General features: G+C 65.1%; 13 protein-coding genes. 2 read left to right on the plus strand and 11 right to left on the minus strand.

Features of this window, described 5'->3' with window-relative positions; genetic code table 11:
• Window positions 1-4 precede the first annotated feature (4 nt).
• Window positions 5-622 carry a rod-determining factor RdfA gene (gene rdfA / locus ACFQEY_RS07325; protein WP_379766459.1) on the plus strand — a complete coding sequence of 206 codons (618 nt, stop codon included), beginning with the start codon at window positions 5-7 and terminating at the stop codon, window positions 620-622.
• A 92-nt stretch (window positions 623-714) separates the two neighbouring features.
• On the opposite strand, the gene ACFQEY_RS07330 is transcribed toward rdfA, so the two are convergent.
• The 11 genes from ACFQEY_RS07330 to ACFQEY_RS07380 all read right to left on the minus strand — a co-directional run bounded on the left by ACFQEY_RS07330 (window position 715) and on the right by ACFQEY_RS07380 (window position 13,894).
• A complete protein-coding gene (locus ACFQEY_RS07330; protein WP_379766462.1) occupies window positions 715-2,022 on the minus strand; it encodes an acetamidase/formamidase family protein in 1,308 nt (435 codons plus the stop codon).
• A gap of 151 nt (window positions 2,023-2,173) precedes the next feature.
• Complete coding sequence (locus ACFQEY_RS07335; RefSeq protein WP_379766465.1) at window positions 2,174-3,040, minus strand: hypothetical protein; 867 nt, start codon at window positions 3,038-3,040, stop codon at window positions 2,174-2,176.
• 749 nt (window positions 3,041-3,789) lie between these two features.
• Window positions 3,790-5,103, minus strand: coding sequence for an MFS transporter (locus tag ACFQEY_RS07340; RefSeq protein ID WP_379766468.1), 1,314 nt, complete (start codon window positions 5,101-5,103; stop codon window positions 3,790-3,792).
• A gap of 168 nt (window positions 5,104-5,271) precedes the next feature.
• On the minus strand, window positions 5,272-5,931 hold the full coding sequence (locus tag ACFQEY_RS07345) for a TlpA family protein disulfide reductase (RefSeq protein WP_379766471.1): 660 nt from the start codon (window positions 5,929-5,931) through the stop codon (window positions 5,272-5,274).
• A gap of 148 nt (window positions 5,932-6,079) precedes the next feature.
• Complete coding sequence (locus ACFQEY_RS07350) at window positions 6,080-7,891, minus strand: ABC transporter substrate-binding protein (RefSeq protein ID WP_379766474.1); 1,812 nt, start codon at window positions 7,889-7,891, stop codon at window positions 6,080-6,082.
• A 141-nt stretch (window positions 7,892-8,032) separates the two neighbouring features.
• Entirely contained in the window at window positions 8,033-9,016 is a 984-nt protein-coding gene (locus ACFQEY_RS07355; RefSeq protein WP_379766477.1) for an ABC transporter permease, read from the minus strand.
• A complete protein-coding gene (locus ACFQEY_RS07360; protein ID WP_379766480.1) occupies window positions 9,017-9,142 on the minus strand; it encodes a hypothetical protein in 126 nt (41 codons plus the stop codon).
• Window positions 9,139-10,479, minus strand: coding sequence for an oligopeptide/dipeptide ABC transporter ATP-binding protein (locus ACFQEY_RS07365; protein ID WP_379766483.1), 1,341 nt, complete (start codon window positions 10,477-10,479; stop codon window positions 9,139-9,141). Before ACFQEY_RS07365 ends, ACFQEY_RS07360 begins: the two co-directional genes overlap by 4 nt.
• Before the next feature lie 2 nt (window positions 10,480-10,481).
• Window positions 10,482-11,540 carry an ABC transporter ATP-binding protein gene (locus ACFQEY_RS07370; RefSeq protein WP_379766488.1) on the minus strand — a complete coding sequence of 353 codons (1,059 nt, stop codon included), beginning with the start codon at window positions 11,538-11,540 and terminating at the stop codon, window positions 10,482-10,484.
• A 1-nt stretch (window position 11,541) separates the two neighbouring features.
• Window positions 11,542-12,504 (minus strand): ABC transporter permease, encoded by a 963-nt coding sequence (locus tag ACFQEY_RS07375; protein WP_379766491.1) that lies wholly within the window; start codon window positions 12,502-12,504, stop codon window positions 11,542-11,544.
• 283 nt (window positions 12,505-12,787) lie between these two features.
• Window positions 12,788-13,894 carry a Rossmann-fold NAD(P)-binding domain-containing protein gene (locus tag ACFQEY_RS07380; RefSeq protein WP_379766494.1) on the minus strand — a complete coding sequence of 369 codons (1,107 nt, stop codon included), beginning with the start codon at window positions 13,892-13,894 and terminating at the stop codon, window positions 12,788-12,790.
• A gap of 277 nt (window positions 13,895-14,171) precedes the next feature.
• Between ACFQEY_RS07380 and ACFQEY_RS07385 the strand changes: the two genes are divergently transcribed.
• Window positions 14,172-15,470 carry an amidase gene (locus tag ACFQEY_RS07385; RefSeq protein WP_379766498.1) on the plus strand — a complete coding sequence of 433 codons (1,299 nt, stop codon included), beginning with the start codon at window positions 14,172-14,174 and terminating at the stop codon, window positions 15,468-15,470.
• The last annotated feature ends 3 nt before the right edge of the window (window positions 15,471-15,473 follow it).

Raw genomic sequence — 15,473 nt, forward strand, 5'->3', positions numbered from 1 at the left:
ACGGATGAGCGATTCAGCAGGTGCACGCCGAAGCAAGGTGGCTCGACTCGTCGACGAGCACGACCTCGCCGGCGTCGGCGACGAGTTGGAAGCGCGGTGGACCGCGACCGGCGACGATCACTGGAGCCTGCGCGATCTCGCCGCGGAGTTCAACCGCGAACTCGTCGGCGAGAGACTCCAAGCGGCCGGTCTTCGGCCGTCCGACAGCGAGATCGAGACGATCGTTCAGTGGTTGACGGGAGCGGAGGTCGGGGCGGCCGAGCGGACGCAGCTCCGGCGGCGGCTCGAACGTGAGGGGGTCGACGTCGACGCCCTCGATCGCGACGTGGTCACGTACCAGGCGATCCGGAGCTACCTGCGGGACTATCGCGGCGCAGAGTACGAGCGCGCGAGCGGCGATCGAACCGAAACCGTCGCCGATGCAATCCAGAAGCTTCGCGGCCGGCTGAGTTCGGTCGCGGAGACCAAACTCGAACAGCTCCGGGAGACGTCGCACCTCTCACTCGGCGAGTTTCACGTGATGGTCGATGTCGGCGTCTACTGTACCGAATGCGACTCCCGGTACGGGATCGTCCAACTGCTCGACGCCGGCGGCTGCGACTGCGGGGAGACGGACCGGTAGCGAGGCGGCCGCGACGATTTTCTTCGGTCCGATCTCGGCGCGCTAGCGATGTCCGACTTCGTTGTTAGCGGTCGCGAGGTCCGACTTCGTTGTTAGCGGTCGTACTGTTCGCGCGCGATCTCGTCGAGGCCCCGCTCCGCGAGCACGTCGAGCGGCGCGAGCACGTCGAGCTGGACGACGCCCGGGAGCCGCCCGATCTGGACCCCGCCCGTGAAGGTGCAGCGCGCTCGCACTTCGCCCTCGCTCATGTCCAGCAGCGTCGTCGCCCGGTCGAAGGCGTTCTGCGTGGCGTCGTTCACCGTCGCGCCGGACCCGACCACCTGGATCGGTGCCATCTCGGTTTCGACTTCGACGCCGTGGTCCGCGCCGAGGGCACGGCCGGCCGCCACCTCGTCGTCGCTGTAGGGCGCGCTGATGAACGGGAGGTCCGCCTCGTTCGGGAGCAGCACCGGGCCGTCGAGTTCGAGCCCCTCGATCACCTCGACGTCGAACGTGACGGTACCGCTCACGTCGGTGGTGTGCAAGGAGAGTTCACCGTCGCCCTGGTTCGCGTGGAGATCCCCGACGTAGACGCCCGCGCCGTCGACGTCGACGGGGCAGATCAGCGTGGCTCCCGGCCGGACCTCGGGGATGTCCATGTGCCCGTCTGTCCGCTTCTCGAGGTCCGCTTCGGTCTCGACGCCGTAGTCGTGATCCGCCCCGATAAGGCTCTGTCCGAAGTCGCCCGCGTTGTGCGAGTCGGGCATGGTCACCGACGGCGTCGTCCCGATGTTCCCGATGAACGGGCGAAGCCGCCCGAGCGTCCCGGGCATGCCGTCCGGCTCGTACAGCAGGATGGGGTGCTGGCGTGAGTTCTCGGGGATGTCCATCACGCGCTCGGCGTCGGTCGCGAGCTCGTGAGCACCGTCTTTGTCGAGCGTGACGCCGACGGCGTTCTCGTGGTCGAACGCGACGGTGTAGCCGTACTCGAAGCCGAACGAGGACGCGTTCGCGCCGCACTCGGCACAGCGGATCGCGTCCTCGCCGGTGCCCTCGACGACCGAGTCGGGCCACGTCGTCCCGCACTCGGGACAGCGGTGGTCGACGAACGGGTCGTCCTCGAACGCCCCCTCGCGCTCGGCCATCGAGCCCGTGCTCGTCGCCATGCTCGTCACCTCCATATCGCGGATGTGGATCGCCACGGCGTCGCCGACGGCAGCGCCCTCGACGCGGATCGGTCGCGTCACCTCGTGGCCGCCGCGGAACGAGGGGGTGACCATCGGGCCCCAACACCCCGGCGGCGTGTACGTCGTGACCGTTCCCCCGTCCGCGACCGTGCCGGCCCACTCCTGATCCGGCCCGACCAGTCCGAGCGTGTACTGATCGACGTACAGCTCCTCTTCGACTCCTTGCTGTGACATACCACGGCACACTACGCGGCTCACCGCCAAAACGTTAGTGTTCGTGGATCCCCGGGCCGGCTTCTCTGTGATCCTAATCTTCAAACGTACGGGTGCGATTTCTCGACCCAATTGAACCCCTACTGACCGATGGATACCGATCTTCCCGTGGTCATTGGAGCTGACTGAAGTACCAGTCGCCGTCGTACCGAACGAGTCTCACGGCGCTATCGTCACGCGCTCCGAGGCGTTCGCGGAGGCCGCTGAACGGCTCCGAATACGGTTCACACTCGGTGTACGTTCCGTCGATCGCTCGCGCCACGATGTCCTGCTGTTGGTTCGTCACGGAATCGAGAACGACGCCACGGCCCTCGCCGACGTGTTCTTTGAACTCGTCCGGTGAAGTTGCAACGAGTTCGGTAGCGACGGTCGTGCTCGTGATCGAGACCGCCCGTTGCTCCTCGAAGGTCATTCGTAGCAACGTCTCATCCCATTCCAGATAGCGCGTGGCACCTTCCGGGATGAACACGGACTGGTCCCGTTCATCCGTCTGTTCGTATGCAAACACGACAGAAAAGGCCGTGTAATGTGGTGCGTGAAGGAGCCCCGGATTCCCAATCGCACTGCGGAGCGACTCGCGATCGTGAGCGGGCAATTCCGGAAACGAACGGACTGTCACACCGTCCGAGCGCGTGGATTCATCGACGTCGACCTCGACCGAGTATTCGTATCCGGTCGTCTGTATTTCGTCGTAATCGGTCGTTTCGAGGCGGTAGTAACGCGCTTCAGGTCCCGTGACGACGAAGTCCGTCCGTGGATCCGGTGTGTAGTATCCCCTGGAGGTCGATTCACCAGTCTCCGCATCGAGTGCGTCGGTAACGGCGACCCGTGTAGCGTGAGGCAACCCGTCGAGCGGTGTGCTCCACTCGTTGGAGATGCCGGTCGCCGTTGCGTCATCCAGTGAAAAGATGCCTTCGTTCGAGGCCGAACAGGAGTCCGATCGTGAGAACGACGTGAGACACCCGGCGGTGGCCGTCATGCCGATACCTCCGATCACCTGAAGCGCTCGCCGCCGACCGGTATCGGGTGGAGGGCATTTCATATCCACCGGTTGGTCGCTCCATTGATATATACGGGGGTGAGTAGTCGCTCGCGCGGTTCGTGACCGGTATTTGCTGTAGCCAGTTCCTTCCGATCATTATCGAACTAAAATACTCAATCCCACACATTGTTGTTTATATTGATAAATCGTCTTACGACCGATCCGTCACTTCCGAGACGAGATCCCAGCACATTCTGATCCGGAGCCACCGGCCGATTCGAGGCTGGTACGCGCCGCTCGTGGCTCTGTCAACCGATCTTGACACGATTTGACGATTCAACCACAATCTGGCGATCCGCGCGAACGTTTTGGACGGTCTCGCATATCCTCAACGAGCGATCACGCTTAAACCTTGTATTCGGCGGTAACGGACCTAATGCGCGGATACCTCGCCGAACGCCACTCGCGGCTTCGCGCTCGTCGCTCTCACCCGCACATACTATCAGTAATCGTTTATTATTTAGCTTCTTTCCGTTATATTATAGTAATCCGTCCGCTCACGCTGACAGGGGATACTCGAATTCCGAGTGGCCGTTCGTCTCGGTTCGTCACTCGTCGACTTCCGCCGTGGCCGCCGTTCCGTCGATATCGATTGCGAGCATCTGTTGTCGTACCGTTCGTCGTTTCGCGACGGGCACTGCGCACCGGTAGTCAACACCATCGTACGTGGATCGCTTAAAAGCGGCTCACGATCCCGTCGCCCACAGCCCCACCGCGCCGATGGTGGCGACCGCGAGCACGGTCGCGAGCATCCCGAACGCGACGCGGAAGTCGAACGCGTCGGCGACGATTCCGACGGTGCCCGGAGCGAAGGCACCCACGCCCATCAACAGCGTGCGGACGACGCCCAGCCCGCCGCCCGCGAGCCGCTCGGGCAGGAGTTCCATCAGATACGCCGCGCGGACCGGCGTGAACCCTTGTGCGCCGACCCCGACGACCGCGATCAACGCGCCGAGCGTGACCGGCCCGGCGTCGGGCGCGAGCACGATTCCCCACAGCCCGGCGGTCGCGACCCCGCCCGCGACGACCATCACCGGCAGCCGTCCCACTCGGTCGGAACTCTCGCCCGTGACGAGTTGGACGAACGTCGTCCAAAAGAACACGGAGTACAGCAGACTTGCGGTCGCGGTCGTCACGCCCGATACCCGCGAGAGGTATAACGGGAGAAACGCCGCCAACCCGTTGTGCGCGAACGACACGCCGATAGCGACGAGCACGAACGCGGCGAACCGCCCGTCGCGCAGCAGCGCGAAATAAGCGAGCACGTCGGGCCTGGGCTCGTCGCCGTCCCGTTGGGTGTCTCTTCGTTCGTCGTGTGATTCGACATCTTCCGATCCGCCGTCGTGCGATTTGTCCTCTTCCAGTACGTCGGTGCCGTCCGAGGGTCGTCCGCGGAATCGGAGGCCGAAGGCGGCCGCGAGCGCGAACGCGGCGACGGCGCTGATCAGGAACATCCCGCGCCAACCGGCACCGGACAGCCCCGCGAGCGCGAGGAACGGCGCGAGCCAGAGGGGCGTCGACAGGAAGACGGTGGCCGCCGTCGGCGCGGCCACCCCGCCGAACGCGCCGAGCGTGTCGTGTACCCCGAGCGCTCGGCCCGTCCGGGCCGGGTACTCGCGCGCGACGAGCCGGACGGCCACCGTCTTGTGGACTCCCGTTCCCGCGCCGATGACGAGCATCGCGGCCACGAGCAGCGCGAACGACGAGTCGAGCACCACCGCGAGCGCCCCGATTCCGGCGATCGTCGCCCCGGCGACGACGACGCGGACCGACCCGATCCGGTCGGCCGCCACCCCGCTCGGAAACTGCATCAGGGCGTACACGAGCATGAACCCGGTGAACGCGCTTCCGATCGTCGCGGTACCGATCCCGTACGCCGTCTGCACGGGCTCGAAGAGGGGCGGAAAGGAGTATCGAACGAACTTCCCGAGAAACCAGACGAGCGAGACGAGAACGAGCACGTCGTAGTCGGCGAACCGGCGCATCGTCGGGCGTCTCATTGGTTCTGAAGCGATGATCTCTCGGCGGACTACGGTCCGGCTTCGAGCCGGCGTCGTGGGGACGGTCGCACGGGCGGTTCGTCTCGGTGGGGTCGCAACCGACACGCCGATCGGGCGGGATGCCGGCCGACGGCGGAACGTCCCCCGACGGTGGGTTGTCGGAACGGTCTACGACGGCCGGGAGGACCGCTCTCGAAGCGTTCTGACTTCCCGTTCGACGGTTTCCTCGTCGGCGACGCCCACGAACCGGGCGTCCACGCTCCCGTCGAGCGTGAACAGCGTCGTGGGCCCCCCGACGACATCGTATCGGTCGCGAAGTCGGGACGCGCAGTCCGGACCGTACACCGCGAGCGCGAGGACGTCGTCCGGCGGATCTTCCCCGAACCTCCCGCTGAGGTTCGATCGGATCGCGTCGCACGGGGGACAGTCCTCGCGCCAGACGTAGACGACGCACCGGGAACACAGGTCGACGAGCCGGATCGCGTCCTCGCCGTGAACCGGGACGAATCCCTCCGGCGCTCCCGACGCGGGCGGACGTCCGGCCGCCGACGAATCGAGCAGGACCGACGTGACGAGCGCCTGCGTCGACGAGACGTCCGGATTTCGCTCGCGCAGAGTCGCGTAGGTCGCGAGTAGCTCGGCGTCGACGTCACCCGGTTCCAGGGCGTCAGGGAGGTCCGCGAGCGCGTCTTCGCGTCCGTCCGCGATCGCGGACCGCCGCTCGGAAACGGTCGACCGAAACTCCTCGCTCGGCGTCAGTCCGTCCGCCGACGCCTCGAACACGCCCGCCGTAATCCACTCGTCGACGGTTTCTGCGGCGGTCGTCACGGATTTCCCTTCATGGATTTCCCTTCATGGATTTCCCTTCATGGATTTCCCTTCATGGATTTCCCTCCATGGATCTCCCTCCATGGAACTCTCGTTGCGGATATGCGATTGGCGTTCATTGTGTGTCGTGCGGTGTCTCTCTGGTGGTTCAGGGGTCCAAGCCGAGTTCGTCGATACAGGGGAAGTCCTCGGCCGAGGGCACCTCGCCCTCGGGCCAGAGCGGTTCGAGGTCGGCGTCCGGCGGGTAGTGGAGGTTACCGTCGCCGTCCCATCCCCACCCCTCGTCCTCCAGCATCGTGCGGGCGGCTTCGACGTCTCCGCTCGTGTCGGGGTGCTCGTACAGCATGTCCTCCGGCGGGAACATCGGGTGATTCTCCGAGATGTACGTCGGGAACATGTCCGGCTCCACTCGACCGTCGAACGCGGTGTTCACGAGCTGATCCCGGTTGACGGACGCGCCGATGGCCTTGCGGAACTCCGTGAACTTACAGGGTGCCGTGTGGCAGATGTACTGGAGGTTGTACGAGGTGTGCGTCCCCTCGAACCGCGCTTCCGCGTCGTCGATCTCCTCGTTCACCCGAGTCGCGTTCGGCGGCGAGATCTCGACGGCGACGTGCGCCTCGCCCGCCCCCAGCGCGTTGATCATCGACTCCTCGTTCCGGTACGCCTCGAAGGTCACCGGCTGTGCCGCCTCGTACTGCGGGTGCCCGTCGTGCGGTTCGGTAACGATCCGCTGGCCTTGTTCGATGGAGACGACTTCGAGCGGGCCCGACGAGACGATCGGTGTCTCGAAGCTCGCGCCGCCCGGATCTTCGACCGCGCCGGCCTCCTCGAACGACTCCTGGTGGAGGATCCCCCACCGCATGAGCGTCGTCTCGGCGAACGGGATGTACGATTCGGTAAAGGTGAACCGCACCGTCTGTTCGTCGACGGCCTCGATCGCGTCGTACGGGACCGGTGCCGCGCCGGGGTACGCACCCGCATCGCCGCCGCGGAGGATCTGCTCGAACGTGAACTTCACGTCTTGGGCGGTCACCTGGTCGCCGTTCGTGAAGGTCGCGTCGTCGAACAGCTCCACGACGACCTCCTGGCTGTCGACGACGTCGACGGATCCGAGGAGCTCGACGATCTCGTAGTTCTCGTCGTACTTGTGGATCGGCGAGTGGATCATGTGCTGCCACATCGACTCCGGCATCGAAGCGGTGTGAGTCATCCAGTTCGTCGTCTCCGTCGCGATGGGGTCGATCCCGACGACGAGCTCGTCGCCGTCCGTCAGCTCGGACTTGAAGATCCACTCCGCGTTAGACCGGGCGAGCCCGCCGGTTCCGACGCCGTCGATGTCGACCATGTCCGTCCGCCACGCGCCGATGTTCGCGACCGGACAGAGGTTGTCTATCGCGCAGTCCTCGGACATGTACGCGATCGTCTCGTGGAGCCCCTCCTCGCGCTCTTCCGGCGTCTCGGCTCCGGTCTGTTCGATGAGGAGGCGCGTGTACTCGCAGTCGGCGTAGTTCGACGTGTTGCTCTGCCCGTTGGCCCCCGCCCAGTCGAGCCGCATGTTGTTCAACAGCTCTTGGGGGTCGAGCCGGTCGGACGCGGGCACCCACCACGTGAACGAGATGTTGTTATCGCGGTTCTCGTCGTTTGCCTGCTGGCCCGTATTGGTCCCCAGGTCCTTGGGAACGATGTCGACCTCGGTGCCCAGTCCCTCGATTCCCTGCCGGATGGTCGGGGCCATCTGCTCCTGCGTCGTGGTGAACCCGCCGTAGTCCGACCAGTACTCCATCTGTATCGTCGAGACGCGTTCTCCGAGGTTTTCGTCAGATCCGGACGAACCCTCTCCGCTGCCGCCGGAACATCCCGCGAGCCCGACTGCGGCCGCCCCGCTGAGCGCCTGTAGTAGAGTTCTCCGGTCGAACGTTTCCTCGCTACCGCCGGTCTGCCTGCTATGAGCAGCCATACCATGTGCCCGTTACGTTAGTATATAAATCTATCGGCTAAAACCGCTAGACGGATGGCGATCATGATCAATTATAGTATTTAAAAGAAATCGACACCGATCGCTGTTCAATCGCTCGAACCGATTCCGGACCGCGTGCGGTTATCCGTCGAGCCGGATCCGCGGGTCGATCACCCCGTAGATGAGGTCGACGACGAAGTTCGAGATGATGACGAAGGCGGCCACCACGAAGAACACGAACTGTACCGTCGGGTAGTCGCGCGCGAGCACCGCCTCGACGAGCGTGAAGCCGATCCCGGGCCAGTTGAACACCGTCTCGATCAGCACGAGCCCGCCGAGCGCGCGTGCGAGCGAGACGGGGTAGATGGTGATGACCGGAATGCTGGCGTGTTTCGCGACGTGGCGAAGGCGGGTCAGCGTCGGGAGCCCGGTCAACCGGTAGTACTCCGTGAAGTCCTCGCCCATCACTTCGACGACGCTGTTCCGCATGATCAGCGTCGGGATGAACAGGTACCGGCAGACGATCGCCGCGAACGGCAGGACGTAATGGATCGCGAAGTCGCGACTCAGGTACGGCTCCCACCAGGCGAGATCCGCGTGTGAGCCGGGCGAGAGCATTCCCGACGTCGGAAACAGGTTCAACCAGACGGCGAACACGACGACCAGGATGATCGCCGTGAAAAAGGCCGGAGACGATCCGATTCCGATGATCGGAACGATCCCGAACCGCTCGAACGCGCTCCCGCGGTTGCTCCCGGCGATCGTTCCGATCGCGACGCCGAGAACGTACGTGAACGTCATCGCCGGGGCGACGAGGATGAACGTGTTGAAGATGCGGAGCTTCGTGAACTCCCAGACGTCGACGCGGTACACCGGGGACTCCCCGAGGTTCCCCTGCGCGAGGTTCGCGAGGTAGTGCCAGTACTGGACGTAGATCGGCTCGTCCAAGCGCCACTGCTCGCGGATCTCCTGGAGGGCCTCGGCGTTCGCCCCCGACGTCGCCATCTGCGCGGTGAAATCCCCCGGCATGGAGCGGAAGAGGACGAACAGCGCGGTCATGACGAGAACCAGCATGAAGACGGTCTGTACCGACCGAACGGCGAAGTAGCGCTTCAGCGACGACATCTACCGATCCCCTCCGTCGTCGCGACCGTCTGCGTTGTCGCGGCCGTCCACGCGGTTGCGGTCGCCTGCGCCGCGTTCGGCTCTCCGCCTCGGTTCCACCGCCGTCTCGTTGGTGTTCTCGCTCATGGTTGCTCCGCGTGTGCCGCGTTCTCGTTCGCGTCCGTTCGTCCCTCCGTTACCACCGTCCGTCCGTCGTTCGCGCGGTGGTGATCCTCGTTCGTGTGGTGGTGGCACGCGACGCGCCACTCGGGTTCGGCCTCGACCGCCGGTGGGGTGGTTTCACAGACGCTCCCGAATCGTTCACGGAGGCGGTCGATCGCGAGGTCCTCGTTGCCGTCGGCCAGCGACGTGAGCGCCGCCCGAAGCGCGGACTCGTTTTTGCCGGTGAGTTCTCGGCTAAAGTACTCGCGCTCGATCGCGTCCACCAGCGCGGTGCGCTCGTTCCGCTCCACGATGCCCTCGATGCGGTCGAGATCCACCTCCTCGCGCTCGAGGAACTCGCGGAACGACATGATCTCCCGGTACGCCCGCTGATCGATGTCGATGTCGTCCGGCGGGATCACCTCGGGACACCGATCGCGGAACCGACAGCCCTCGCCGATGTCGATCGGATCCCGAGGCGCGCCGGACATCTCGGTCCGCTCCCGGTCGTACGTCGGATCGGGGACAGGGATCGCCGAGACGAGCGCCTCCGTGTACGGGTGTTTCGGGTCCCGAAGGATGGCTTCCGTCTGCGCCGACTCGACGAACCGACCGAGGTACATGACTTTGACCGACTCGGCGATGTACGACACCGTCGACAGGTCGTGGGAGATGTAGATCATCGACACGTCGAAGTCGTTGATCAGCTCCTTCATCTTCGTCAACACCGCCGCCTGCGTGGACACGTCGAGCATCGAGACCGGCTCGTCGGCCAGCACGACATCCGGGTCGAGGATCAGCGCGCGGCCGATGGAAACGCGCTGTTTCTCGCCGCCGCTGAGGTTCGCCGGCTTCCTGTCGAGGTACTTCTCCGCGGGCTGGAGTTCGACCTGCTCCAGCACGTTTCTGATCCGCTCCTCCTTGTTCCCGATCCCGTGAATGTTCAGCGGCTCCGCCAACGACTCGCGAACGGTCATCTTCGGGTTCAGCGAGTTAAACGGGTCCTGGAAGATCACCTGGACGTTCCGACGGTACTCCTTCCAGTCCGCCTTATCGAACTCGGAGACGGGCGTCCCTTTATACACGATATCCCCGGCGGAGATGTCGTGGAGTCCGATCAGCGTGCGCAACAGCGTCGACTTCCCGCACCCGCTCTCGCCGATCACGGCGACCGACTCGTTCTCTTCGAGCGTCATGGACACGCCGTCCACCGCCTGGATCTGCGAGGGCTCGCGCCGCATGAGCACGTCGACGATGTCCGTGTTCCCCTCGAAGTACTTCTCGAGGTTCCTGATCTCCAACACCGGCTGATCCGAGCTCACGGTCAGTCCACCTCCCCCATCTGCGTGATGCTCTGTGCGTCGGAGCCGCCCTCGGCCGGCGACGCATCCGACTGGTACAGCTCGTACGCCTCCTCCCTCCGGACGCACGCCGTGACGTGGCTCGGATCGCCGTCATCGACCGACTCGGTCGGCGGTGCCCCGTCCCGACACTCGGGCGCGGCCCACGGACAGCGGTCAGCGAAGCTACAGAAGTCGACCTCGCCCATCAGCTCGGGCGGGTGCCCCTCGATGACCTCCAGTTCGCGTTTGGGCTCTCGGATGTCGGGGAACGCCTCCTTGAACATGAACGCGTACGGGTGCCGCGGGTTGGCATGGACCGCATCGGTCGTTCCCCGTTCGGCGATCTGACTCGCGTGCATGATGGCGACGCTGTCGCAGGATTCGAAGATCACGCTGATGTCGTGGGTTATCAACAGCAGACTCACGTCGAGATCCTCTTTCAGCCGATCGAGGTACGTGAATATCTGGTCCTGCATGATCACGTCGAGCGCCGTCGTGGGCTCGTCCGCGATCACGACCTCCGGTTCGAGGAACAGCGCGAGCGCGATGATCGCCCGCTGTTGCATTCCACCGGAGAACTGGTGCGGATAGTCGTCTATCCTGCTCTCCTGGAGACCGACGATGTCGAACGTCTCCTTGAGCTTCTCTCGGATCGCGTCGTCCGGCAGGTCGGTGTGGACGTTTCCGATCTCGAGTGCCTGCTCGCTGACCCGCTGGAGCGGATCGAGGCTGCTCATCGCGCCCTGCGGGATCCAGGAAATCTCCTTCCAGCGGATCCGCTCGCTGAGTTCGCGCTCCGAGAGGTCTTGGATCTCCTCGCCGCGGTACTTGATCGTTCCCGAAGCGATCCGTCCGTTGTCGTCGAGTCCGCCGATGATCGACTTCGCCAGCGTGCTCTTTCCCGATCCGGACTCGCCGGCGAGTCCGAAGAACTCGCCCTCGGAGATACCGAAGGACGCGTTCGAGACGGCCGTCAGCATGCCGCCGTCCGTCTCGTACTGTACCGTTAGATCGTCGACTTCGAGTAGTGGATCGCTCATATCAGGCAGCAATCGCGTTGTTGTCAGCCGCGCCGTCGCCTCCTTCGTACCCCCGTCCGAACATGAACGTCGCAAGGACCGTGATAGCGATCAGCAGTCCCGGGGGTGCCGACCACCACCAGGCTGTCGCCATGTACCCCGAGTTGAACGCGTTCCGGATCATGACTCCCCACGAGGGGATGAACGGGTCGGCGACGCCGAGGAACGTCAGGCTCGCCTGGAGCATTATGGCGTAGCCGACGCCCAACGAGAGGAAGAACACCGCCATCGGAGCCACGTTCGGGAGGATGTGTTTGACGATGATGTGGGGCGTGCTCGCGCCGCTCGCCTTGGCGACCTGCACGAACGGGTACTGTTTCACCTTCAGCGTCTGTGCCCGGATGACCCGGGCGGCACCGCGCCAGAGTATCAACCCGATCACCATGATCGACGGGATGAACCCGACTCCGAGGAACGTGATGAGCACGATGCCGAACGGGATGAGCGGGACGCCGTACACGAAGTCGGTGAACCGCATCAGGGCGGTCTCCGTGCGTCCGCCGACGTAGCCGGCGGTCACGCCGATGGCGGTTCCGATGGACAGGATCATGCCGCCGCCGATGATCCCGGTAATGACGGTCGGACGAGCCCCGATCAACAGCCTGGTGAGCACGTCGTATCCGTTGAACGTCGTCCCCAACGGATGAGCGAGCGACGGGGACTCCGCCCGCAGCATCTCGCCCGTCTGGGGGTTGAAATGAATCTCCTCGGCCCCGTACGGGGCGAGCATGGGGCCGAACACTCCCATCAGGAGAATCGTGACGAGGATGCCGAAGTAGAACGCCGTCATCCGATCGCTCACCATCTCGCGGAGACCCCCCCAGAGGTTTCTGACGATGTAGTTATCTTCTAGGCTCCCAACACGATCCTGATCAGATATCGTGCGTACGAGCGCGTTATCTGCAACCTTTTTCGCGATATCCATCAACAATCCGGGAGTGATCATCGGTTAAAAGTGCTTTGATTAAACTACCTAAAACACCACAGAGGTCGTCCCGGGTGATGGGCAGACACAAAACTCGTCGAACCGACATCACTGACGTAGCCACTCGGACTTCGAGTGCGGTCCCGTTTCACCGCCGGCACGCCCCGTCGACACGCCTTGACGACACGCCTCGACGACACGCCTATCCGATTCATCTCACCAAACCGGCTCACACCGACTCATCTCGCCGAATCGCCTCACCGACTCATCTTATCGAACCGGCTCAGTACGGCTTTTCGAAGTGCGGCTCCGTCCGCAGTGTTAGCGTTTGACCGATCCCCTCGGCGACGGCGTTCCGATACACCTCGGCTCCCCAGGCAACGTCCTCCATCGGCAGCCCGAGCGACGACAGTATGGATCTCCCCTCGGTCGGTTCGGTGTCCGTCCCCCCGACGAGCTCGTGGAGCGTTCGAACGTCGGCGAGTTCGAACCCAGACTCGTCGTCCTCGACGGCGGCGGTGTACTCGGCGGTGAACTCCCACCCGACCTGTCGTTCGAACTCCAGCGGATGCCGCCTGACGTCACAGACGATCCGGTCCTCGTCGAACGCGTCCAGCCCCACTCGGAGGTCACCCAACTGGATCACGGTCGAGTCCTCAGCCAACCACGTGGTATCGATCCGCGGTACCGGGTTCCGCGACGCGGCGACCACGGTGACGTCGGCTCCGACGACGGCGTCCCTCGCGGAGTCGGTCGCCGTGATCGTCGACGTCACCCGCTCGCGCATCGCGTCTCGAACCGCCTCGGCCTTCCGCGCTTCCGGATGGTGGATTCGTATCTCCTCCAGTGACTCCAGCGTCGCGTCGAGCGCGAGCGTCGCCGCCCGTCCGACCGCTCCCGGTCCGATAATCGTCGCCGTTTTCGCGCGGTCGCCCTGCAGGTACCGCGCACCCAATGCGGCCACGGACCCCGTTCGCACGCTGCTCACGACGCTCCCGTCCATCACGACCAGCGGCCGTCCGGTATCCGGGTCGCTCAGCACGAGTAGCGGCGCAGATCGCGGCGGGGCGTCCTCGTCGGGTCGTGCCGTGACGGACCCGTACCACTTGACGCCGATCGCGTCGACGTCGCCGCCGACGTAGGCCGGCATCGCGCCGAAGCGACTCTCCGACCGCAGTCTCCCCGCGTCGGGCTCGGCCAACCCGCCCGGAAACGTCGTCATGTGCCCGTGCAGGTACTGCCCGCTCTCGCCCATGACGACGCGATCCCGGTCGTACAGTTCGAAGACGCGCTCCATTCGGTCCACGCAGCGGTTCACGTTCGTCGCGCCCGCGTCGATCGCCTCGTCTTGTGACAAGAATCGTATCTCTTCGGGACGGCTGGTGTCCATCGTCCACCGCATGGGCGGAGACCGACATAGTCGTTCCGCCGACGGGATCCGGGACGTTTCCCCCATGAGACGCGGGACGTTCCGCCGAGGCGTGGCATCGTTCTGCCCGGAAGACGCGCACCGTCCCGCCTAGGAGACGCGCGCCGTTCCGCCCGGGAGGCACGCTGCTTCGACGATCGTCCGGGCTGAACCGATCGAACTGACGGGGTGTACGGCCGTCTCGGCAAAATACTACGGAAACGAACGATATAACACGGCCGACGAGACAGCTACTGCCGTGCTACACAGCGAGCCACTCGCGGATACCGCGGACGACCTGCGAAGCGGACGGATCGAACTCGACGCGTACGTCGACGAACTGGCGGACCGTGCGGCGGCCGTCGATCCCGAGATCGAAGCCCTCGTCGACGAGGACGGTCGCTGGGATCGGCTCAGGGGCGACGCTGCCGCGCTCGAAGCGCGGTACCCGGACCCGGCGGATCGACCGCCGCTGTACGGCGTCCCGGTCGGCGTGAAGGACATCTTCCACGCGGACGGGCTCCCGACGCGGGCTGGCTCGGATCTCCCTCCGGAGACGCTCACCGGCGAGGAGGCCGACGCGGTCACGGCGCTCCGGCGCGCCGGCGCGCTCGTGTTGGGAAAAACGGTGACGACGGAGTTCGCGCACATGTCGCCCGGTCCCACGCGAAACCCGCATGACACGGAGCGGACGCCCGGCGGATCGAGCAGCGGGTCGGCGGCGGCGGTCGCCGCGGGACTCTGTCCGGTCGCGTTCGGATCGCAGACGATCGGATCGGTGATCCGTCCGGCGGCTTTTTGCGGGGTCGTCGGATTCAAGCCGACGTTCGGACGGATCTCGACGGAGGGGGTCATCCCGCTGTCGGTGTCGGTCGACCACGTCGGCGTCTTCACGCAGGACACCGCCGGAACGGCGCTCGTCGCGCCCCTGCTTTGCGATTCGTGGCGGACGCTGCCGGCGTCGACGGAGTCGCCGACGATCGGCGTCCCCGACGGTCCGTACCTCGAACAGGCGTCCGACGTCGCGCTCGCCGCGTTCGAGGACCACCTCGACGAGCTGATCGCGGCGGGATACGACGTGGTTCGCGTCGACGCGATGGGCGACATCGACGCGGTCAACGAGCGACATCAGCGACTCGTCGCCGCGGACGCGGCCGTCGCTCACGAGGACTGGTACCGCGAACACGGCGAGAAGTACGCCGAGGAGACGAGCGAGCTGATAACCGAGGGGATGGAGGCGACGATGGAGACGCTCGCGGTGGGGCGGCGAAGCCGCGGGGAGCTCCGAGCGGCCCTGACCGACCTGATGGACGGACGCGGGATCGACCTGTGGATCGCGCCCGCCGCGCCCGGACCGGCCCCGAAGGGAATCGACAGCACCGGCGACCCCGTTATGAACCTCCCGTGGACGCATGCCGGTCTTCCCACAGTCACGGTTCCGGCGAGCGAGACCGACGAGGGGCTCCCGCTCGGCGTGCAGTTCGCGGGTCGATTCGGCGCAGACGAGGACGTGATTCGGTGGAGCCACGGCATCGCGGACGCCTTCTCGACTCAGTGAACC

Source organism: Halorubrum trueperi (assembly GCF_042662525.1).
In the GTDB taxonomy this organism is placed as follows: domain Archaea; phylum Halobacteriota; class Halobacteria; order Halobacteriales; family Haloferacaceae; genus Halorubrum; species Halorubrum trueperi.

Excerpts from the sequence above, each read along its gene's own strand:
- rdfA (WP_379766459.1), top strand. The coding sequence starts at position 5 with ATGAGCGATTCAGCAGGTGCACGCCGAAGCAAGGTGGCTCGACTCGTC.
- ACFQEY_RS07330 (WP_379766462.1), bottom strand. The coding sequence starts at position 2,022 with ATGTCACAGCAAGGAGTCGAAGAGGAGCTGTACGTCGATCAGTACACG.
- ACFQEY_RS07335 (WP_379766465.1), bottom strand. The coding sequence starts at position 3,040 with ATGACGGCCACCGCCGGGTGTCTCACGTCGTTCTCACGATCGGACTCC.
- ACFQEY_RS07340 (WP_379766468.1), bottom strand. The coding sequence starts at position 5,103 with ATGAGACGCCCGACGATGCGCCGGTTCGCCGACTACGACGTGCTCGTT.
- ACFQEY_RS07350 (WP_379766474.1), bottom strand. The coding sequence starts at position 7,891 with ATGGCTGCTCATAGCAGGCAGACCGGCGGTAGCGAGGAAACGTTCGAC.
- ACFQEY_RS07355 (WP_379766477.1), bottom strand. The coding sequence starts at position 9,016 with ATGTCGTCGCTGAAGCGCTACTTCGCCGTTCGGTCGGTACAGACCGTC.
- ACFQEY_RS07360 (WP_379766480.1), bottom strand. The coding sequence starts at position 9,142 with ATGAGCGAGAACACCAACGAGACGGCGGTGGAACCGAGGCGGAGAGCC.
- ACFQEY_RS07370 (WP_379766488.1), bottom strand. The coding sequence starts at position 11,540 with ATGAGCGATCCACTACTCGAAGTCGACGATCTAACGGTACAGTACGAG.
- ACFQEY_RS07375 (WP_379766491.1), bottom strand. The coding sequence starts at position 12,504 with ATGGATATCGCGAAAAAGGTTGCAGATAACGCGCTCGTACGCACGATA.
- ACFQEY_RS07380 (WP_379766494.1), bottom strand. The coding sequence starts at position 13,894 with ATGGACACCAGCCGTCCCGAAGAGATACGATTCTTGTCACAAGACGAG.